Below are 19,722 nucleotides of genomic sequence, written 5' to 3'. Positions count from 1 at the left end.
CCGCAAGATGGGCATCCGAAAATCCACGCTCGTCACGCCGCAGCCGCAGCCACAACCGCAACCGCAGCCGTAGCCTAGTGCTCCTCGCCGGCGCGGGCCAGGTCGTAGGGCGTGGTCTGGTAGACGTAGTAGTTGAGCCAGTTGGTGTAGAGCAGCTGGGCCTGGCTGCGCCAGACGTTGCGCGGCTCGGCGGTGGGGTCGTCACCTGGGAAGTAATGCGCCGGCACCTGGGGGTTGAGCCCGCGCTTCACGTCGCGCTCGTACTCCAGGCGCAGCGTGTCGGTATCGTACTCGGGATGGCCAAAGACAAAGAAGCGGCGGCTGTCGGTCGACTTGACGATGTACAGGCCCACCTCGTCTGATACGGCCACGACCTCAAGCTGCGGCTCGGCCTCCACGTCCTCACGGCGCACATCGGTATTGCGTGAGTGCACGGCATAGAAGCGGTCGTCAAAGCCGCGGACCAGCGGGCTTTGCGGCTTCACCAGATAATGCTCAAACACGCCGCTCGCCTTGGCCGGCAGGTCGCACTTCTGGATACCGTAATGATGGTAGAGCCCTGCCTGTGCACCCCAGCAAATATGCAGCGTAGAGTGCACGTGCGTGGTGGACCAATCCATGATCTGGCAGAGCTCGGGCCAGTAGTCGACCTCCTCGAACGGCATCTGCTCCACCGGCGCGCCCGTGATGATCAGGCCGTCGTAGTGGATATCGCGGATGTCGTCGAACGTACGGTAGAACGTCTCCAGGTGGCCGGCACTCACGTGCGTGGCCTCGTGCGTCTTGGTGCGTAGCAGGTCCACCTCTACCTGCAGCGGCGTGTTGGAGAGCTTGCGCATGATCTGCGTCTCGGTGGCGATCTTGGTTGGCATGAGGTTGAGGATGAGCACGCGCAGCGGACGGATGTCCTGGTGCAGCGCGCGGTACTCGGTCATGACAAAGATGTTCTCGCTCTCGAGCTGCGCGGCGGCAGGGAGGGCGTCGGGGATGCGAATGGGCATGGATGCTCCTTACGAGTCAGTTGCAGCTATGGTACAACGAGCGGCCCCATCCGCGCGAGTGCATCGCCCCGAGACACCGTCAGCGGCCCAAATCACTCCAAAAGTAGAGATTAAGGCATGTCCCAAAAATCTACGGCGCTTTAGCCTAGCAAAGTGGCAGCAGGACGCTACAATGGTTCGATGCGAAATACTCGGCCGAAAGGATATGAATATGTACCAGACGCGTAAGATCGGTGTGGTCGGCCAGGGCCACGTAGGAGCACATGTCGCCAACAGCCTGCTCATGCAGGGCATTGCCGATGAACTGTACCTCTGCGATATCAGCGAAGCCAAGGTGACGTCCGAGGTCCAAGACCTGCGCGACTCCCTTTCGTTTGTCCCGTACAACACCAAGATCGTCAACTGCTACGACCACTACGAGGAGCTGGCCTGCTGCGACGTCATCGTCAACGCCGCCGGCAAGGTCGCACTGGCCGCCGGCAACCGCGACGGCGAGCTGTTCTTTACCACCGACGCCGCCCGCACCTTTGCCAAGCGCATCGTCGATGCCGGCTTCGACGGCATCTTCGTGAGCATCTCCAACCCCTGCGACGTCGTGTGCACCGAGCTGTGGCACCTGACCGGCTACGATCCCAAGAAGATCATCGGCTCGGGCTGTGGCCTGGACTCTGCCCGCCTGCGCACCGAGATCTCCAAGAAGGTCGGGGTGAGCCCCAAGTCCATCGACGCCTACATGATCGGCGAGCATGGCTTTAGCCAGCTGGCCGCCTTTAAGGCCGCAACCATCGCCGGCAAGAGCCTCAACGAGCTTCAGGCCGAGAACCCCGACAAGTACGCCTTCGACCACATGGAAGTCGAGGAGCTCGCACGCAAGGGCGGCTATGTGACCTACGCCGGCAAGCAGTGCACCGAGTACGCCGTTGCCAACTCCGCCGCGCGCGTCTGCGCCGCCGTGCTGCACAACGAGCACGCCGTGCTTTCGGCCTCTACGCTTATGACCGGCCAGTATGGCGAGGAGGGCATCTTTACCTCCCTGCCGTGCGTGATCGGCGCCGAGGGCGTCGAGGAGGTCTACACGCTCGACCTTTCCGAGCACGAGCTCGAGGGCTTCCACAAGAGCTGTCAGCACATCCGCGACAACATCGCCCAGCTCGACTGGTGGGACGCCGAGGCCTACGACGCCAAGTAGTCCGCCGGTTGATGCGACAACTCACTCATACGGACACAATGTAAAGCGGGCCGCGCCGGAAACCCACCGGCGCGGCCCGCTTTTTGACTCACGCGACACGCTTGCAGATTTAGGTCTAATACTTTTCCCGAAAAGTGAACGAGCAAAAACGAGCCCCCGAAGCATCGACACTTTGTGGAGACCATTTCCTGCAGTTTCATTAAGATTTTCCTGCTGTTTTGGCGTCAAAAAATGTCGATGCTTCGGGGGTCCAAAATAGGTCGTTCACTTCTAGGGAAAAGTATTTGACTTCGTTTTCGACAAACAGAAAAGGGCGCCGTGACGCAAACGGGGCCCGCGCTTGGCGAAGGCCCCGTCATGAAAAATCGCGTTCCCCGTTACCTAGTACCGCTCGACGCCCATGTAGCGGCGAACCTCGGGACTGTGGTCAAATACCTTACCGCGGGCGGCGCGCAGCTCACAGCTCATCGCATAGAAGAAGATCGGCTCCAGGTACGAACGCACGCTGGCAGGCACCTCGCCCACGCCGTACTCAAGCGCATCGAGCACCATGACTGTATCGGTGTGCGTGTTGAGGAATGCCAGTGCGCGTTCCTCCATGGGACGACACTCGCCAGCGCCAAGCTGCACAAAGTAGAACACGCCGGGCTCGGTAGCCTCGAAGGGACCGTGGAAATACTCGCCGGAGTGGATGTAGCAGCAGTGCTGCCACTGCATCTCCATGAGCGAGCAGATGGCCATGGCGTAGGTCTGGCTAAAGTTGGGGCCGGAGCCCAGGATATAGAAGAACTTGTGCTGCTGGCAGAGCTCGGCAAAGCGATCGCCCAGCTCGGCGTTGACCTTCTCGCGGGCAGCGGGCAGCAGTGCGTCCATCTGCTTAAGGCCGGCGTACATGTCGGCGAGCGCCTCGTAGCCCTCCTGCTGGTCGAGCAGCTCGGCGGCGATCAGAGCGCCGATGCCCTGCGGAACTTCGGCCTGCGACTCGCCCTTGCCCCACGGGTAAACCCAGGTGGTCCACTTGCCGTTATCGATCTTGGAGCCCGCGTAGTCAGTCATAGTCACGACCTCGGCACCGGCGGCCAGCGCCATCTCGCAGCCGTCGACGACCTCTTGCGTGTTACCGCTGTGGCTACAGGCGATGACGAGTGACTTCGGCCCTAGGCTCTTGGGGGCCATAAGGCAAAACTCGCGCGCCGTGTAGACCGTCGAGGTAAACGTGGTTGCCTCGCGCTTGAGCAGCTCATTGGCCGGCATAAGGTCAATCATCGAACCGCCGCAGGCGATCCAAAAGACACTCTCGATCTTACCCTTGCGCTCGATAATTTCCTGAACCAGATCGTGTGCGTTCACGGTGACGTTCCTCCCTGTGTGGCGGCTTTGAGCGGCGACAGCTCGTACCTGCGGTCGTTCTATGTTGTCCTATTTATAGCACGCAGGCTGTCGCAGGTGAATTCATTTCACCAAACTTGTTCTGTATTGTTCTATCTATGGACGTTAGATGTCGAACACGTAGCGCGACCCCACGATCTTTTGGCGCCCGAGCAGCAAGGGCCGCTCGTCCGCATCGGTAAAGTACGCCTCCATATAAAAGAGCGGCTCGCCGACCGGCACCTCCAACAGCGGGGCCGTCTGAGCATCGGCGAGCGCGATCTCCACGGTACAGGGATCGGACTTGAGCGGTGCGCGGCCCGAATGCACGGCAACAAGCGCAAAAATCGAATTGTCGGCGAGGTCCTCGTCGGCAAGCTGCTGCAGATAGGGATGGTCGGCCAGCACAAAGGCGTTGTTCTCGAGCATGACGGGCACGCCATCGGCCGTGCGCACGCGCTCGACCACGATGAGCTCGCAGCCGGGTTCCACGCCAAAAAACGCCGCGTCCTCGCGCGTCGCCGCAACCACCGTGCGCGACACCAGGCGCGCTCCGGCCGCCATGTCGTTGGCAGCGCAGGCCTCGGTAAAACTCTGGACGTCGCCTTTCTGGACAATCTTGCGCTTGAGCTTGGGCGCACACACAAACGTGCCCCTCCCCTGCTGACGGTTGAGATATCCCGCGCGCGACAACTCCTCAATGGCGCGACGCACGGTAATGCGCCCCACGCCGTAGGACTTCGCGAGCTCCATCTCGGAAGGAATGCGCGAGCCGGCAGCGTACACGCCGCGCGCGATCTCGCCCTTTAGGTCGTCCATAACCTGCTGGTACAGCGGCACGGCGGGCACGTCAGTACGGTCGGTCTTGCTATCGGCTACCATCGTTACGCTCCATCCCGTGCATGCTCGGATTCAAACTCTTCAATCGCCGCCATAAACTGCTCGCCAAAGGCGTCGGCTTTTTTCTCACCAATGCCGTTGACCCGGATAAGCTCGTCGCGCGTCTGAGGGCGCAGGCGGCACAGACCGCGCAGGGCCTTATCGGAGAAGACCATGTACGGCGCCATCTCCAGCTCGATCGAAATCTCCTTGCGGAGTGCCCGCAAGCGCTCGAACAGCTCGGCATCGTCGCCCACGCGCGGGCGCTGATCCAGCTCGGCCTCCTCGCGCAGCAGATCCACCGCACGGAGGGCGCGGGCCGAGGCCTTGCGCTTGGATGCACGACGCTTAACGGTAAAGGCAAACGCCTCGTCCTCGACCTCGCCGGCACGCGGGCCCAGCCCCACGACCGGGTACTGTCCCTGTGAGGTTGCCAAATAGCCGCGGCCGCACAGCTGCCCGATGATGTCCTTGATGCGCCCGACCGATTCGCTCGACAGCTCACCGTAGCCGCGGTCCTCGTCCAGATGCATCTGGCGAATGCGCTCGGTGTTGCCGCCGTGGAGCACGTCGGCGATCAGCGACTTGCCAAAACGCATGGGACGCGTAGCCACATAGCGCACGGCGGCGCGGGCCATATCGGTGACGTCCTCGACCTCGAACTGCGTGAGGCAGTTGCTGCAGTTGCCGCAGCCCTCGGCGTCGTCCGTGGCGGCACCGCTAGCACCGGCTGCGGCGGTATGCTCGGCCGCAGCCTCGTCGCCAAAGTAGCGCAGCATGTATTCGCGCAAGCAGCCGGTGGTATTGCAGTAGCCCTCCATCTGGCTGAGCAGGCGGTATCGATTCTGGAGCGCCCACGCGCGTTGCTCGTCATCGAGCGCCTCGTCGGCAGCATCACCGCGGTCGATCAAAAAGCGACGCATGCGAAAATCATTGCCGTTCCACAGCAAATGGCAGCTGGCTGGGTCGCCATCGCGGCCGGCGCGGCCCGCCTCCTGGTAGTACGCCTCGATGCTCTCGGGCACGTTGTTGTGAATCACGTAGCGCACGTTGGGCTTGTCGATACCCATGCCAAAGGCGTTGGTGGCAACCATTACCTGGATATCGTCGTCGATAAAGGCGCGCTGGCTTTGCCGGCGGGCGTCGTTGCCCATGCCGGCATGGTAGCGGCCAATGCGAATGCCGCTGGAGCCCAGCGCCTCGGCAAGCTCGCTTGCCAGCGCATCGACGGTCTTGCGAGTCGAGCAATACACGATGCCGCTTTCGCTCGAATGTGCGATCACATAGTCGCGCACCCACGCGGCCTTGGCCTTGTCGCCCATCTCCTCGCAGCCAAAGTAGAGGTTCTTGCGATCGAAGCCCGTCACCACCGTCGCGGGGTTTTGCAGGCCGAGCATCTGCTGAATGTCCGCGCGCACGCGCTCGGTCGCCGTAGCGGTAAAGGCCGCCACGATGGGGCGCTGCGGCAGGGAATCGATGAACTCGCGAATCTGCAGGTAGGCGGGACGGAAATCCTGGCCCCACTGGCTTACGCAGTGGGCCTCGTCAATGGCCACGAGCGGCACGCCAATGCCGGCGGCGGCCTCCCGCGCAAAAGCTAAAAAGCGCGGCTCGAGCAGACGCTCGGGCGCCACGTACATAAGCTGGTAGCGGCCCTCGCGCGCCCGCTTGAGCACGGTGTTTTGCTGGGCCGGAGTAAGACTGGAGTTGAGATAGCTGGGTCGCGCACCCGCCGCGAGCAATGCACGGGTCTGATCCTCCATAAGCGACAGCAGCGGACTCACCACAAAGGTGATACCGGGCAGCATGAGCGCGGGCACCTGGTAGCAAATGGACTTGCCGGCGCCCGTGGGCATAACGCCCAGCGCATCGCGGCCGGCAAGGATCGCATCGACCATGCGGTCCTGCCCCGGGCGAAACGAGGTGTAGCCAAAATAGGCGCCGAGCGTATCGAGCGCCATCTGCTGCATGCTATCGGTCATGGTTTCCTAACGTCCAAGTCATCTGCCGCCGATTATACGCCGCCACGCGGACCGGTGCCGCACGGCTGCCGGCCACGGGCAATGTAATCCGATGGGAACGAGCGTGGATAATCTCCCACTTTGAGCCCGTACACAGGCCAAAAACGGTGGGTAGTCATTGGGGACATTCTTGACAAGCGCGGAAACGTCGCTGGTTGAGCATAAGTCAGCGAAAACGCCCCTAAGCGAGCAAGGTGACGTGAAAGAGGAGGGAAGCGTACTTTTGTACGCGACCGACGATTGAACGTCAGATTGCCGCTTAGGGGCGTTTGCAGCGTCGACCGGTCCGCCGTTCGTTAGAACGGCGGAACCAAAGGCGTAGCGTCAAGCCGTTACGCGGTTTGGTAAAACCGCGTAACTTATATGACCATGACGTAGCGGCTGCCCACGTAGTACTGCTTGCCGAGCAAAACCGGCTCGCCATTGGGACCGGTAAAGCCGGCACGCAGGTTGAGCAGCGGATCGTGCGGAGCGATGCCCAGCTCGGCCGCCTGCTCGGCATTGGCGCGAACGGCCTCGACCGTGCGGTAGCCAACCGAGGCAATCGGCGTTCCACCAACACGCTCGACCTCGGCAAAAATCGACTTGTCCTCAAGATCGGCCGTCAACAGCTCACGATATGCGTCAAAGGGCACAAAGATGTTCTCCTCAAAGATGGGCTCGCCGTCGGCCGTACGCATGCGCTTGATATGCAGCAGCAGCGCATCCTTCTGCAGGCCAAAGAACTCCATCTCGTTTTGGCGCGCCGGAACGATCTGGCGATCGATTACATGCGCGCCGGCCTTCATGCCATTGTCGGCACACAGCGCGGTAAACGTCTGCAGCATCGAGGCATGAAACTGGCGGTTGATGTGCGGCGTGGAGACAAACGTGCCACGGCCTTGCTGTTTAACCAGATAGCCATCGGAACACAGCTCCTCTACGGCGCGGCGCACCGTAATACGGCTCACCTCGTACTGCTCGGCAAGCTCAAGCTCGGACGGGATACGCTCCTTGGGTGCATAAACACCCTTCTCGATCGAATCCTTGATTTCGTCGTAAATCTGCTGGTACAGCGGCGCATTTTTGGGTGCAGGCATATCTAATCACCCTTATCGAAATATCGGAATAACAAATACGTATATAACGTCTAGTTTTATGTTACCTCATAACGATAAAACGATACACCCTCCCTACCAAAAAGGGACAGGATTGAGCAGAGCCGGCAAAATGCCAAATACCTTACTTGCCGTCGTCCTGCTGCAAGCTGTCCTGTTCGCTGAGGCGCACCTGCCTGCTGGCCATGCGTGCGGGCTTGTCGGGATCGGGAACAGCCGTGGGCATGGGTTCGTCGACATGACCGCCCCACCAACCGCCCACAAAGTTGAGCGTGTGGAATACGTTGATCACGGCGCCGGGATCAACCTCGCATACCAGCCTGATAATGTCCTGGCTCTCGTAGGTCGAGACAACGGTGTGCAGCAGGTACATCTTCTCGCGGCTGTATCCGCCGACGACCTCGGCGCAGCTAATGCCGTGCTGAAAATGGTTTACGTAGGCAGTCATGACCTCGTCTGCCTTACGCGTCGTGATCTGCAGCGTCACACGATCGTAGCGATGATAGAAACTGTCGATGGTCTTGGTCGAAATAAACTGAAACACAATGGAATACGCCGCCTTGTCCCAGCCAAACATAAAACCAAAGATTGCCAGGATAAAGCAGTTGAAGCCAAAGATGACGCCCCAGATGGTCTTGCCTGTGTGGTTGGAGACCCATAACGCGATAAAGTCGGTGCCGCCGGTGGATGCGCCGGACTTAAGCGCGATGGCAGCACCCAGGCCCGAGACCACGCCGCCAAAAATGATGAGCATGATCTTGTCGCCCAAAAATGGAGCGAAGTGAAAAACGTTGAGGAACAGCGACGAGAGCACGACCTGCATCATCGAGAAGATGACAAAGCGCTTGCTAATGCCGCTCCAGCATAGGAGCGCCACGGGGATGTTGAGTGCGAGCATACCGAGCGAGATGTCGATGTGAACGCCGCCTAGCGAGGTAACGCGATCGAGCAGGACGGCGACGCCGGTAAAACCGCTCGGAAGCAGGTCAGCGGGCCGAATGAACGCCTGGATCAGGAATGTCTGGAGAACGGCAGAGACCGTGACTGCCACGGCAGTAATGGCACGGCGGACGATGGTGAGGCGGCCGAGTACGAGCACTCGGTCCGTGAGCTGATCGATGGCATCCGCCACGCAGGCTCCTTTCGAAGGCAGATATAGTTGTGGGGCATGCCCGCGATTGTAGCATGGAGCGTGCGGGGGCGCCTCAATTCACCCTCTCTCGACAACCATCAGAAGGACCGTGAGGCCGCTCAAAAGAAAAACGCCGTGAAGAGAGCGATCCCTTCACGGCGAATTCGGCATTTGCCCAGATAAAACCTGCCAAAATAAACCTGTCCCTAAATGGCAGGTAGGATGTCACACAGATTGTCAATGACAACGTCGGCGGCAGACTGGTCCAGGTTGACGCCCTCGTGCGGACGCAGCGCCAGGACGCGGGCGCCAGAGCGCTTGCCAGCCTCGATGCCCAGAGGCGAATCCTCGATAACCAGGCACTCGGAAGGCTCCACCCCCAGCGCCTCCATGGCACGCTGGTAGATCTCGGGGTCGGGCTTAAACGCACTGCACTCGTGACCGCTGATGGTGTAGTCCAGCACGTCGGCGATGCCGGCAATCTCCACCAGCTCGTCGATCAGCTCGCGATAGGACGAGCTCGCGATGGCACACTTCACACCGCGCTCATGCAGCTCACGCATCACCGGCTCCGTCTGCTCGTTGAGAAGCTCGGCATACGGAACGGGGTGGTGCGGGCTGTAGACCTGCTTGTACTCCACGCGCAGGCGCTCACGCAGCTCAACATCGTCGGGCACCAGCGCCTTCCAAATGGCCGGCTCGTTAGACCCCGAAAGGTCGGGGATCTCGTCAAAGTGGAACCCCTTCTCTTCCATAAACGCCACGCGGCGACGGTTGTAGAACCACTCGGTATCGACCAGCACGCCGTCCATGTCAAACAGCACTGCCTTGATCATACGCTCCTCCTTCCACCTGCCAAAAAGGGACAGGTTTATTTTGGTAGGTTTTATCTGGGGTTTGCGGCGCGACAAACACGCCCCCAAAGCAAAAAAGGGGACGGGGCGAAAACCCCATCCCCTCTCAATCAACCCGTAAGGTCTACTTACTTGTGATTAGTAGGAAAGCTTCCACATGTAGCGACGCATGGTCAGCGGGTGCTGACGGGCCTCGGCGATCTGGTTGCCGTACTCGCGCATAACGGCGAGGTGCAGCAGCGGGTTGAAGTAGGTGACGACGCTCGCCGGCACGGCGTCAGCCAGGCCGTAGTCCTTGGAGTCGATCAGAGCGACCTTGGCGCCCATGCGCTCAAGGAAGGTGAGGGCGCGGGCGTCCATCGGACGGGTAGCGCCATCGGACATGAAGAAGACGTAGGGCTTACCCTCGGTGGAAACCTCGAACGGGCCGTGGAAGTACTCGCCGGTGTTGTAGGCGGCGGCGTCGATCCACTGCATCTCGGTGAACAGGAAGGCGGCGTGAGAATAAGCCATCTTCTCGGAGGCACCGGAAGCCATGAAGTAGATCATCTTGTCGTCCTTGAAGTCCTCGGCGAACTTCTTGGCGAGCTTCTTGCAGGACTGAGCGGCGTTCTCGCAGAGGTCGAAGACGTTGGTGAGGCCGGTGATCATGTCCTCGTAGTGGTCATAGCCCTCGGTCTGCTGAAGGATCTCGAGAGCAAGAGCGATGGCATAGCCGGGCTTCTCGCACTTGGCAGCGTAGTTGGCGTGGAAGCCGTGGATGATGACGTGGTCGGCGTCGACGGTCAGAGCGGAGCCGGCCTTGTTGGTGAGGGAGACGACCGGGCAGTTGTGCTTCTTGGCGGTCTTGTTGGCCTCGACGGTCTCGGGCGTGGAGCCACCGAGGGAGCAGGTGATCACGAAGGTGTGCTCGTTGACCCAGGAGGGCGTGTCGTAGTTGAACTCGTTTGCGGTGAAGATCTGAACGTTCAGCTTGTCCGTGTTGTTGGCCAGGAAGTACTTGGCGGGGTAAAGGTCGGACATGGAAGCGCCGCAGCCAACGAAGGCGACGCTGTGGATCTCGTGGTTGGACAGGACGTCAGCGACGATCTGCTTAGGGAGGTTAAGGTCGATCTCGTACATCTGACACATTCCTTTCGATTTTTGCGGCGCCACTTTGCCGGACGTGCGCAGGATTACCGTGATTTGGACCGATTCGCCGGCCCATTGAAGATGTGACATAGGGACTGTCCCTTTGACACATTTAGGGATGGGAGCCTGCCTGGGGTATGGGATGCCAGGCAGGCTCCCCGGGGAAAGCGGTTAGACGCTTGGGCGCGACTAGGCCAGGATGCCGGCCGCGGAGAGGGCGATGCCGCCCACGATGGCGATCACAAGAAGCCAACCGGTGTTGACGTTCTTCTTGATGAGCCAGTACATAAGGCCGGTGAGGCCAAGGGAAATCATCTGGGGCATCATGCCGTCCAGGATGTCCTGGATCACGACGGTGCCGTCAGCGAACTGCAGCGGGGTGGTGGCGCCGATCAGCGTAGCGATCATGCCGCCCACGGACATAAGACCCACGATGCCGCAGACATACATGAGCTTCTCCATGAGGTCGCCGCCCTGAAGCTTGCTCAGGTACTCGTGGCCGCCCTGATAGCCCATCTTGGCTGCGAACCAAGTGATCAGCACGGAGGGCACGATGGAGATGAGCATGGCCAGGATCGGGCCCATGATGGAGCCCTGCTGAGCCAGCTGAACGCCCAGACCAAAGGCGATAACGCGGATGGTGCCCTGGAATAAGGAGTCACCAATACCGGAAAGCGGGCCCATGAGGGAGGTCTTGACCGCGTTGATCGAATCGGGATCGAAGTTCTCGGGATCCTTGGCGTACTCCTCCTCCATGGAGGCGGCGAGGCCCAGGACGAAAGCGCTCGTCTGCGGAGTGCAGTTGTAGAACGCCATGTGACGGCGGTAAGCCTCTTTCTTAGCAGCAAGCTGCTTGGGGTCGGACTCATCCGGATAGAGGCGATCGAGCGTGGGAACCATGCCATAGAGGAAGCCCATGTTCATCTGACGCTCGTAGTTCCAAGAGGCCTGGATGGCCCAGGAGCGCCAGAAGAACTGGCTGACCTTCTTGTTCAGGGACACGTCCTTGGTTGCGGTTGCCATAGTGTGTTCCTCCTTAGTCTTCGTCGTCTTCGAGCGGATCGTAGTCGGAATCGACACCGGCGGCTGCATGGGAACCGTTGAACTTGAAGCCCATGAAGACGACAGCCAGGCACACACCGATCAGAGCGACCGCGATGACGGACAGGTTGAGGTAAGCGGCGAGCAGGAAGCCGATGAACAGGAACGGAGTCATACCCTTCTTGATCATCATGGTGAGCAGCAGGGCCAAGCCGTAGGCGGTCATGATCTTGGTCGAAACGTTAAGACCAGTGGACAGCCACTCGGGAACCATGTTGACGATGGCCTGAACCAGGTCGGTGCCAACAAAGACGGCGAGGAAGATCGGCAGGAAGTACATGACGGCGTACAGACCAGTGCCGACGCAGATGTGCATACGGTAGGCAGTCTTGAACTTTCCGTTATCGATCGCGCTATCTGCCACATGGGTGAGGGCGGCGATGATGGAACGGAACACGATGCCGAGGAGCTGACCCAGGACGGCGACCGGGATGGCGATCGTCATGGCGGTCTCGGCGGAAGCATCGGTCAGGCACGCAAAGGCAGCGGCCACGATGCCGCCCAGGACCATATCGGGCGGAACGGCAGCACCGACCTGCACCAGGCCCATGGACACGAGCTCGACGGCGGCACCGACGGCAAGGCCGGTGGGCACATCGCCCAGCAGCAGACCGACGAGCGTAGCGCCAACGAGGGGCTGCTCGAAGTTAAGACGACCGAGCAGGCGGGAGTCCCACATGCAGAACACGCCGACGAGGCCGACGAGCACCGCACTGATGAACGTATTCATACCCTTCTCCTTTCAGTCAGGCAAAAGCCTGGTTGACTACAGCTTGGCGTCGATGTCGACGCTCTGATACGTGGGGGTCTGCTGGACATAGAGCTTGATGCCCATGTCGAGCAGCTGGTTGATGTCGGCCTTCTGCGTGGCGTCGAAGAAGACGGAGCTGTCCTTGCCGCCGACCTGATCGGCACCGTCGTGGTTGGCGGTGGCGCCCAGGTTGATGGCGTCGAGCTTGTAGCCCTGGCAGAACTGCAGCATCTCGGCAGTGTTGCCAAAGACGAACATGACGCGCTCGCCGAGGGTGTTGAGCTTGTCCATCTTGGCGAGGGCACGCTCGACGGTGAAGACGTTCAGGCGCACGCCCTGGGGCTTGGCCAGCTTAAGAGCGCCCTTCTTGATGTCATCGTTGGCGGCAGCGTTGTCGACGACGATGATGCGCTCGGCCTGAACCTTGGTGGTCCAGGTAAAGACGACCTGGCCGTGCAGCAGACGGTAGTCAAGACGTGCGAGGACGATCTTGGCGGGACCGGAGCTGTGACGGGACGCCTTGGCCTTCTTGGCGGGAGCCGCGACGGCCTCGACCGGTGCGTTGGGGTTGGTCAGACCAGTGCGGGCCTCGTTGATGAGGGCCGCGAGCTCGGTGCCCTTGACGGGGGCGGGGCTCATAGCGAGCGTGAGCGCCAGCGGGATGTTGAAACCGCTGACAACCGTGAACTTCGTGCCGTTCTTGGAAAGCTCGACCATGCTGTTGTTGACCGAGCTGCCGAGCATATCGGTCAGCACATAGACGGTGTCGTCCGCGTTGAACGTGGCGATCATGGCGTCCACCTTATTGGTGATGGGCTCCTTGTCGTCACGAGCAAGCGACACGACGTGGACGTTCGACACGTCGCCGAGAACCATCTCGAGCGTGTCTTTGGCGCCTGCGGCCAGGCCGCCATGAGATGCGAGAATGATCTGATTCATCTTGCCTCCTCCTTTTCGTTATGGTCATTATAACGTCTTATACGCTACTTACATTGATAATTAGTATAAAGACCGTTCGCGGTTAAAAATCGACCGTTTACGGGTTTAACGTGCTCGAAACATTGGGGCTGGGTAGGCGGGCACTGGCTGGATAACCCCAGGTCGGATGCCGCACGCAATTCCCTATCGCACGAAGTACCAGGGACTTTCCTGTACGGTGGGCTCCAGCGCGATGCCGGTGCGTTCCTTAAACAGATCCATGTCCTGCGATTTCTCCGTCCACCACGCGTTGGGCTTAAAGGTCATGCTCTCAATGACATGACCGACAAACACACTGTTGCGCAGCTTGGAGAAGTCGGTATTCATAATCAGGATGGACGCGAGCACCAGCACGATGCCCAGGACTTTGATCGCGCCGGCGGGCTCGGCGTAGACACCAATGCCCAGCAGTACGGTGACAACTGTCTCGAATGACATTACGACGGGAACTTTCGACGTCTCGAGCCCCATGGACAGACCCTGCATATATAAGATGTAAGCCACGGCTGTGGGGATGAGTCCAAAGCCAAGGAACAGCAGCAGCAGCTGTGGCGACATTGCCGCGGCGACATCCGGCCACGGAGCCGCGATAGCTGCCATAACCGCACCGCCAAAAACAAAGCCCCAAAACGTGACAGCCAGTGGGTGGACCGTCTTGGTTGCTATTCGGCTAAACACCGCGAGCGACGCACCACAAAGGCCTGCAATCACACCCGACGTGACGCCCCAAACCGAAAAATGAAAACCGGAAAGGTCGCCATTGGTCACTGCAAGCACGCAGCCAACGATATTAAAGACAATGGCAACGAGCTTGTTAGGGGTCACGTCCTCGCGATAAAGCACGCGGCCGAGCATGACGCCAAACACCGGCGAGGTGTAGAGCAGCACCGAGGCCGTGGACATGCCCACCTCGCCCATGCACTCGTAATAGCAGGTGTTGGCGGCGGCCAAACCGACGATACCGACAAGCGCGCAGGGAACAAGCTCTTTAGGGCTTGCCTTGAACAGGGCCAGCGGACCCTGAGCCACGGTAGACCCCTCACCCGGGCGGCAGCCCATAAACATCAGGACCGGCGCCAAGATAAGCGCTCCGACCAACAAGCGAAAGGCAGCCATGCTCTGGGACGAAACGCCCATGGCCGAGATGCCGTTTACAAAGATTCCGATGCTGCCCCACATAAGCGCGGCGATCAGCACCAGCACATAGCCCAGATTGCTTTTCTTCAACGCAGCCTCCTCGGTATTGTTTCCAATATGTTTCACACTACGTTATAGTCGTTATATACATTTTTCAAGCCACAAATCGCCGAACGGAAAAATCTGCTCCCCCACATACTCATTGGGGACGTACTTAAACGACTAGTCCTTAAACGACTAGTCATTGGGGACGTTCCTGAATGACTAGTCGTTTAAGAGCGTCCCCAACGACTAGGACCAACTTGGTGCAAAGTAACCCGCCCCCAATGCACCGGCCCCTTGACAGACACGGCGACGCCGACGTTTTGGCAACGTCAGCGAGCGCCCGTCATTTGAGCCAAGGTGCCGTGAAATGAAAAGGCGCTGACCTTTTGGTCGCGCCTTTGAAATTGAACGGCAGATTGGCCAAATGCCGGGCGCGCAGCGTCGGCTGGTCCGCCGTTCGGTAGAACGGCGGAACTAATACTCGAGCTTCCACATGTAGCGGCGCGTCATATAGTCCTTGTGGGTGACGGCAGAGAGTGCACGCATGTAGACGTTGTTGAGGATCGGCGCGAAGATCAGGTGGTTGAAGTACTCGCTCACGCTGTCCTTGATGTCGTTGAGGCCGAGCTCCTTGGCGTCGAGCTGATAGACGCGCTCGCCACCGTACTGGTTGACGAAGCGGATGCCGCGCTCGTCGTTGCAGCGGCTGCGGCCGACGCTGATGAGCTGGAACAGCGAGGTACGCTTGTCCAGGATCTCGAAGGGGCCATGGAAGAAATCGCAGGTGTTGATGGTGCAGGAGTCGATTTGCAGCATCTCCTGCACGTTGCAGATACTAAAGACGTAGGCGGCACCAAAGAGCGGACCCTGAGCCATCACGTTGATGCAGGGCTTGTCGGCGTTCTGCTCGGCCCACTTGGCAGCAAGCGGACGGGTGTACTCGACGGCCTTGCGATAGATGGGGTCGACCAAGTCGAAGGCGGCCATGGCGGTCTCGTACTCGGCATAGCCCTCGGTCTGCTGCGTGAGCTCCATGGCGATCATGGTCACGACGGCGGAGTTGGTGCGGCCCATGCAGGACTCGTCGACGGCCAGGCTGTCGTACTGGATCTTGTAGTCGCAGACCTCGGTGAGGGCGGATTCGTCAACATAGATGGCGATGGTGCTGGCGCCGTGGTCCTTGGCGACCTGGGCGGCGACGATAGTCTCCTTGGTGCCGCGCATGGACACGACGACGGCTAAGGTGTTCTCGTTAACGTAGGCAGGGGTGGCGTGCACGAACTCATTGCTGGTGTAGCTGGAGCTCACGACCTGCGTGGCCTCGTGCTCCATAAAGTACTGGGCAGGATAGTTACCGCCGTTGGATCCGCCGGCGCCAATCCACACGACGCGCTTGATGCCGCCCTTGTCTGCCTTGTCGGCCAAAACCTGGGAGACGACATCCTTAACCTGTTCCTGAGTAGTCATCATGCATCAGCCTTTCTTCTCGTTTGATGCTCATCACAGGCATACAAGTTACATACATGTTTTGGTTATGTCGACTAGTTGTATGCTATATTTGTCTTAGAAATTTTACTGCTGTGATTTTCGGTAGCTTGTTACCAGCAGTTTTATTGTTTTATTGAATACATGCTTGCTTAGGTAAGCATACAGGTTAGATATAGGTTGGCAATATGGGCGTCACATCTAAAAAGAAACTGACCCAATACGAGCGCTTGGCGAGCACGCTGCGCGATCGCATCGCTGCCGGCACGTATGCGCGCGGAGACAAGCTGCCCTCCGAGATGGAACTCATGGACGAATCGGGGCTGTCACGCAGCACCGTACGCCACGCCCTTAAGGTGCTCGTTGATGAGGGCCTGGTGCGCACCGAGCGCGGGCGTGGCGCCTTTGTGGCCGACACGCCCGCGCTCCACGAGAACAACCTGGTGTTTTCGAGCTATACCAAGCAGGTCGAAGGCCAGGGCATGAAGCCCACCACGCGCACCGTGGACTCGGGCTTTGCCAAGGCGGCCGGCAGCATAGCTAAGTTCTTTGACGCCGCCGTGGGCAGCAAGCTCGTCAAACTTGTCCGCCTGCGCTACCTGGACGACGCGCCGCTGTGCCTGGAGACCACCTACCTGCCGCCAAGCTTCGAGACGCTCATCGATCGCGATATCAACGGTTCGCTCTACGCCACGCTGCGACAGGAGTTCCATCGCGCACCGGCACAGGGGCATAAAACCTTTGAGGTGTGCTATGCCTCGCAAAACGAGGCGTTTTTGCTCAACGTTGAGCGCGGGCAGGCGCTGATCCTAATCACCGACTACGTCTACGACACCGACGGCCGACCGCTCCATGTCTCCAAGCGCATCCAACGCACCGACCGCGCCAAATACACCGAACCCATCGGCTAACCTGCCAAAATAAACCTGTCCCTAAATGGTAGGTTTGGGGAGGTCGGGGAACCAGGTTGGTTTGGGCTGGTTGGGTGTGCGCTCGGCCAGGACCAACTCCATCCAACACATGTCGTACCAGCGACCGAACTTTTGGGCGCAGCGGTCGAAGGCACCCACCAGGCGGTAGCCCATATGGGCATGGAAATCCTGACTGTTGTGCGTCAGATATTCGTCGTCCTTGTCGTGCGGCACGGCGATGAGGGCGCACATGTTGGTGATGCCCATCGCAATCAGGCATTGCTTGAGCGCATCGTGCAGCTTGCGGCCCAGCCCGCCGTGGCGCACATCGCGCGCCAGGTAGATCGACGTCTCGACCGACCAGTCGTATGCCTCGCGGCTGTTGAGCGGGCTCACATAGGCATAGCCTACCGGACGCCCGTCCAGCTCCATCACCAAATACGGGTAGCGCTTGAGCGTACGCTCGATACGCCCGGCGAACTCCTCAACGCTCGGCACCTCGTATTCGCAGGTAATCGCCGTATGGCGCACATACGGCTCATAGATGGCAAGCAACGCCGGCGCATCGTCGGGCGTCGCCAGGCGAATCGTCGGCTCGGACATTTCGGTCATACAACCCTTCCCCCTCAAAAACAAAGGCTGCCCTGCGCCAAGCTCAGGCGCAGGGCAGCCCCTTGTCACTACATCAGGCTACAGGACAGCCGCCAACGCGTCGATGTCCTCCTGCGTCGTGGCCCAGCTGGTGCAAAAGCGCACCACCGTGTGGGTCTCGTCGTACTTTTCCCAGTACTCAATCGAGGCATGCTCGCGAATGCGGCCCATGTCCTCGTTGGGCAGAATCACAAACTGCTGGTTGGTCGGCGTCTCCAAGAAGAACTGGTAGCCGCGCTCGTGCAGCACGCGACGCAGCGCCTGAGCGGTCTCGATCGCCTGGCGACCAATCTCAAAATACAGGCCGTCGGTAAAGAGCGCCTCAAACTGCACGCCCGTCAGGCGGCCTTTGGCAAGCAGCGCGCCATGCTGCTTAATACGCGGAATGGGATGCGCCGGGGCGTGCATACCGCAGAACACCACAGCCTCGCCGCAGAGCGCGCCGCACTTGGTACCGCCGATGTAGAACACGTCGCACAGCTGCGCCAGCTCGGGCAGGGTAATGTCGCACTCATCGGCCGCCAGCGCATAGGCCAGGCGGGCGCCATCCACAAACAGCGGAATCTCGCGCTTCTGGCACACTGCGTGAATCGCCGCGAGCTCGGCCTTGGAGTACAGCGTGCCGTACTCGGTCGATAGGCTCACGTACACGGCACCCGGAAACACCGTGTGCTCGTAGCTCTCGTTTTCGTAGAACACCTGGATATAGTTCTCAAGGTCCTCGGCGTGCATCTTGCCCTCGTAGCCGGGGATGGTGAGCACCTTGTGGCCGCCAAACTCGATGGCGCCCGCCTCGTGGCAGGCGACGTGGCCGGTCTCGGCAGCAACGACGCCCTCGTACGGCGCGAGCAGCATGTCGATCACCGTCGCGTTGGCCTGCGTGCCGCCCACCAGAAAAAACACGTCGGCATCGGGGGCCTGACAGGCCTCGCGGATAAGCTGCTTGGCACGCTCGGTATGCGCATCGGTACCGTATCCGGGCTGCGGCTCCATATTGGTGTCGACGAGCGCCTGCAGCACCGCCGGGTGTGCGCCGTGGGAATAATCGTTGTTAAACGCGAGCATGGCAATCCTCTCTTACCGGGTATCGGCCAGATGATTCAAACGGAGCTATTGTACGCCGCTGGGATAGGCAATGCGCGCGGCAAGGCACTCAAGTGCCAGCACCAGAGCAAAACCGCAGCTCACATCACTCAAAAAGTGCGCTCCGATCACGATGCGGCCAAACGCGACGAACGCCACAACCGCAGCCGCCGTCCAAAAGACCACACGACGACGCGACGGCTTTTCCTTAAAGGCCGCTGCGGGAAGCCCGGCGAGCATAAGGCCGATCGCCGCGTGTGCCGCGTGTCCGCTCGCAAACGACTTAAAGCCGTCCTTGACTACACCGGCGGCAATATAGGCCCGCTTGTCGGGGTTGCCGATCACCCACCACGGCTGAAACTCGAGCCCCGGCGTCACCTCGACCACGCGCATGCGCGGGCGCGACCACAGCGGCTTGACGATCACGTTGAGGATGATGGCCTGAGCGACCCACACGGCAAGCACCATGAGCGCCCAGCGTGTGAGCTCGTCGGTCTCGGTCGTGCGCGTGAGGCGATAGACGATAAGGTTGGCGACGATGGCCAGCACAAACGTCAGCACCAACTGAGCCACGATGAGTTTGCCGCCAACCCTCAGGGACGAAACGATCTCGTAGCCGGTCAGGCCAACATTGACGAGGATGCCGAGCACGGCGAGCCATTTGCTCCCCCTGGAGTCGGGACGCACCGCGCGCACGAGCATAACGCCCGCGACGCTCGCCGTCAGCTCAAACGGCAGCTCGCCGGTCGCCTCGATAAAGCGGCCGTACATACTGCCGATGTTGAACAGCGCGCTCGAGATCTGATAATCGAAGAAACTGCCCACGCCCAGGCAGAGGGCAAGGATAACCGCGATAGCAGCGGCATCTTTCTTATAGATGTACCCGAACATGCTTTCCTTTCGATGGA

At 60.1% G+C, this 19,722-nt stretch carries 18 protein-coding genes and 1 pseudogene; 3 read left to right on the top strand and 16 right to left on the bottom strand.

Translation table 11 applies throughout. The features are described 5' to 3' along the window. Positions 1-74: 74 nt before the first annotated feature. The gene (gene metA, locus ACTQVX_RS05915; protein WP_427719472.1) at positions 75-1,001 is read right to left on the bottom strand and encodes a homoserine O-acetyltransferase MetA; all 927 of its coding nucleotides are present in this window, start codon (positions 999-1,001) and stop codon (positions 75-77) included. 211 nt (positions 1,002-1,212) lie between these two features. On the opposite strand from metA, the gene ACTQVX_RS05910 reads away from it, so the two are divergent. Further along, complete coding sequence (locus ACTQVX_RS05910; protein WP_441560544.1) at positions 1,213-2,190, top strand: L-lactate dehydrogenase; 978 nt, start codon at positions 1,213-1,215, stop codon at positions 2,188-2,190. 381 nt (positions 2,191-2,571) lie between these two features. On the opposite strand, the gene ACTQVX_RS05905 is transcribed toward ACTQVX_RS05910, so the two are convergent. The 3 genes from ACTQVX_RS05905 to ACTQVX_RS05895 form a co-directional block, all read right to left on the bottom strand. Further along, on the bottom strand, positions 2,572-3,540 hold the full coding sequence (locus tag ACTQVX_RS05905) for an SIS domain-containing protein (protein WP_441560542.1): 969 nt from the start codon (positions 3,538-3,540) through the stop codon (positions 2,572-2,574). Between the two features lie 144 nt (positions 3,541-3,684). After that, on the bottom strand, positions 3,685-4,440 hold the full coding sequence (locus ACTQVX_RS05900; protein ID WP_441560540.1) for a GntR family transcriptional regulator: 756 nt from the start codon (positions 4,438-4,440) through the stop codon (positions 3,685-3,687). Positions 4,441-4,442: 2 nt separating this feature from the next. Beyond that, positions 4,443-6,419, bottom strand: a complete 1,977-nt coding sequence (locus ACTQVX_RS05895; RefSeq protein ID WP_441560538.1) for a RecQ family ATP-dependent DNA helicase — start codon at positions 6,417-6,419, stop codon at positions 4,443-4,445. 308 nt (positions 6,420-6,727) lie between these two features. On the opposite strand from ACTQVX_RS05895, the pseudogene ACTQVX_RS05890 reads away from it, so the two are divergent. Then, positions 6,728-6,793 (top strand): annotated as a pseudogene (locus tag ACTQVX_RS05890) (hypothetical protein); the annotation flags it as partial. A 24-nt stretch (positions 6,794-6,817) separates the two neighbouring features. Here ACTQVX_RS05890 and ACTQVX_RS05885 read toward each other — a convergent pair. The 9 genes from ACTQVX_RS05885 to ACTQVX_RS05845 all read right to left on the bottom strand — a co-directional run bounded on the left by ACTQVX_RS05885 (position 6,818) and on the right by ACTQVX_RS05845 (position 16,154). Then, positions 6,818-7,537 carry a GntR family transcriptional regulator gene (locus tag ACTQVX_RS05885; RefSeq protein ID WP_441560536.1) on the bottom strand — a complete coding sequence of 240 codons (720 nt, stop codon included), beginning with the start codon at positions 7,535-7,537 and terminating at the stop codon, positions 6,818-6,820. A gap of 142 nt (positions 7,538-7,679) precedes the next feature. Further along, the gene (locus ACTQVX_RS05880) at positions 7,680-8,687 is read right to left on the bottom strand and encodes a YitT family protein (RefSeq protein WP_441547231.1); all 1,008 of its coding nucleotides are present in this window, start codon (positions 8,685-8,687) and stop codon (positions 7,680-7,682) included. Between the two features lie 206 nt (positions 8,688-8,893). After that, positions 8,894-9,523 (bottom strand): HAD family hydrolase, encoded by a 630-nt coding sequence (locus ACTQVX_RS05875; protein WP_441015582.1) that lies wholly within the window; start codon positions 9,521-9,523, stop codon positions 8,894-8,896. 156 nt (positions 9,524-9,679) lie between these two features. After that, the gene (locus ACTQVX_RS05870; RefSeq protein ID WP_229770738.1) at positions 9,680-10,663 is read right to left on the bottom strand and encodes an SIS domain-containing protein; all 984 of its coding nucleotides are present in this window, start codon (positions 10,661-10,663) and stop codon (positions 9,680-9,682) included. Between the two features lie 198 nt (positions 10,664-10,861). Beyond that, a complete protein-coding gene (locus tag ACTQVX_RS05865; RefSeq protein ID WP_441540433.1) occupies positions 10,862-11,695 on the bottom strand; it encodes a PTS system mannose/fructose/sorbose family transporter subunit IID in 834 nt (277 codons plus the stop codon). A gap of 13 nt (positions 11,696-11,708) precedes the next feature. Next, the gene (locus ACTQVX_RS05860) at positions 11,709-12,503 is read right to left on the bottom strand and encodes a PTS mannose/fructose/sorbose/N-acetylgalactosamine transporter subunit IIC (protein WP_154518546.1); all 795 of its coding nucleotides are present in this window, start codon (positions 12,501-12,503) and stop codon (positions 11,709-11,711) included. A gap of 36 nt (positions 12,504-12,539) precedes the next feature. Continuing rightward, complete coding sequence (locus ACTQVX_RS05855; RefSeq protein WP_154518543.1) at positions 12,540-13,463, bottom strand: PTS mannose/fructose/sorbose transporter subunit IIAB; 924 nt, start codon at positions 13,461-13,463, stop codon at positions 12,540-12,542. Between the two features lie 183 nt (positions 13,464-13,646). Further along, complete coding sequence (locus ACTQVX_RS05850) at positions 13,647-14,729, bottom strand: DMT family transporter (protein ID WP_195838625.1); 1,083 nt, start codon at positions 14,727-14,729, stop codon at positions 13,647-13,649. Positions 14,730-15,158: 429 nt separating this feature from the next. After that, complete coding sequence (locus tag ACTQVX_RS05845; protein ID WP_441038994.1) at positions 15,159-16,154, bottom strand: SIS domain-containing protein; 996 nt, start codon at positions 16,152-16,154, stop codon at positions 15,159-15,161. 203 nt (positions 16,155-16,357) lie between these two features. Here ACTQVX_RS05845 and ACTQVX_RS05840 point away from each other — a divergent pair, with 203 nt between their 5' ends. Beyond that, positions 16,358-17,080 (top strand): GntR family transcriptional regulator, encoded by a 723-nt coding sequence (locus ACTQVX_RS05840; RefSeq protein WP_441545565.1) that lies wholly within the window; start codon positions 16,358-16,360, stop codon positions 17,078-17,080. A gap of 21 nt (positions 17,081-17,101) precedes the next feature. On the opposite strand, the gene ACTQVX_RS05835 is transcribed toward ACTQVX_RS05840, so the two are convergent. From ACTQVX_RS05835 to ACTQVX_RS05825, 3 genes are all read right to left on the bottom strand, one after another. Beyond that, positions 17,102-17,692, bottom strand: a complete 591-nt coding sequence (locus ACTQVX_RS05835) for an N-acetyltransferase family protein (protein WP_441049011.1) — start codon at positions 17,690-17,692, stop codon at positions 17,102-17,104. 78 nt (positions 17,693-17,770) lie between these two features. Next, on the bottom strand, positions 17,771-18,796 hold the full coding sequence (locus ACTQVX_RS05830; protein ID WP_441545566.1) for a threonine aldolase family protein: 1,026 nt from the start codon (positions 18,794-18,796) through the stop codon (positions 17,771-17,773). Between the two features lie 45 nt (positions 18,797-18,841). Then, positions 18,842-19,705 carry a phosphatase PAP2 family protein gene (locus tag ACTQVX_RS05825; RefSeq protein WP_441545567.1) on the bottom strand — a complete coding sequence of 288 codons (864 nt, stop codon included), beginning with the start codon at positions 19,703-19,705 and terminating at the stop codon, positions 18,842-18,844. Positions 19,706-19,722: the final 17 nt, after the last annotated feature.

Source organism: Collinsella sp. LCP19S3_A6 (genome assembly GCF_052122015.1).
Classification (GTDB): domain Bacteria; phylum Actinomycetota; class Coriobacteriia; order Coriobacteriales; family Coriobacteriaceae; genus Collinsella.
Note: the sequence above shows the minus strand (reverse complement) of the source record. Positions and strands in the feature narration are given on the sequence as shown.

What these genes read in the sequence shown, in the direction of transcription:
- ACTQVX_RS05900 (WP_441560540.1), bottom strand. Translation starts at nt 4,440, where the DNA reads ATGGTAGCCGATAGCAAGACCGACCGTACTGACGTGCCCGCCGTGCCG.
- ACTQVX_RS05865 (WP_441540433.1), bottom strand. Translation starts at nt 11,695, where the DNA reads ATGGCAACCGCAACCAAGGACGTGTCCCTGAACAAGAAGGTCAGCCAG.
- ACTQVX_RS05895 (WP_441560538.1), bottom strand. Translation starts at nt 6,419, where the DNA reads ATGACCGATAGCATGCAGCAGATGGCGCTCGATACGCTCGGCGCCTAT.
- ACTQVX_RS05835 (WP_441049011.1), bottom strand. Translation starts at nt 17,692, where the DNA reads ATGACCGAAATGTCCGAGCCGACGATTCGCCTGGCGACGCCCGACGAT.
- ACTQVX_RS05830 (WP_441545566.1), bottom strand. Translation starts at nt 18,796, where the DNA reads ATGCTCGCGTTTAACAACGATTATTCCCACGGCGCACACCCGGCGGTG.
- ACTQVX_RS05875 (WP_441015582.1), bottom strand. Translation starts at nt 9,523, where the DNA reads ATGATCAAGGCAGTGCTGTTTGACATGGACGGCGTGCTGGTCGATACC.
- ACTQVX_RS05885 (WP_441560536.1), bottom strand. Translation starts at nt 7,537, where the DNA reads ATGCCTGCACCCAAAAATGCGCCGCTGTACCAGCAGATTTACGACGAA.
- ACTQVX_RS05910 (WP_441560544.1), top strand. Translation starts at nt 1,213, where the DNA reads ATGTACCAGACGCGTAAGATCGGTGTGGTCGGCCAGGGCCACGTAGGA.
- ACTQVX_RS05825 (WP_441545567.1), bottom strand. Translation starts at nt 19,705, where the DNA reads ATGTTCGGGTACATCTATAAGAAAGATGCCGCTGCTATCGCGGTTATC.
- ACTQVX_RS05870 (WP_229770738.1), bottom strand. Translation starts at nt 10,663, where the DNA reads ATGTACGAGATCGACCTTAACCTCCCTAAGCAGATCGTCGCTGACGTC.
- ACTQVX_RS05855 (WP_154518543.1), bottom strand. Translation starts at nt 13,463, where the DNA reads ATGAATCAGATCATTCTCGCATCTCATGGCGGCCTGGCCGCAGGCGCC.
- metA (WP_427719472.1), bottom strand. Translation starts at nt 1,001, where the DNA reads ATGCCCATTCGCATCCCCGACGCCCTCCCTGCCGCCGCGCAGCTCGAG.
- ACTQVX_RS05860 (WP_154518546.1), bottom strand. Translation starts at nt 12,503, where the DNA reads ATGAATACGTTCATCAGTGCGGTGCTCGTCGGCCTCGTCGGCGTGTTC.
- ACTQVX_RS05840 (WP_441545565.1), top strand. Translation starts at nt 16,358, where the DNA reads ATGGGCGTCACATCTAAAAAGAAACTGACCCAATACGAGCGCTTGGCG.
- ACTQVX_RS05845 (WP_441038994.1), bottom strand. Translation starts at nt 16,154, where the DNA reads ATGATGACTACTCAGGAACAGGTTAAGGATGTCGTCTCCCAGGTTTTG.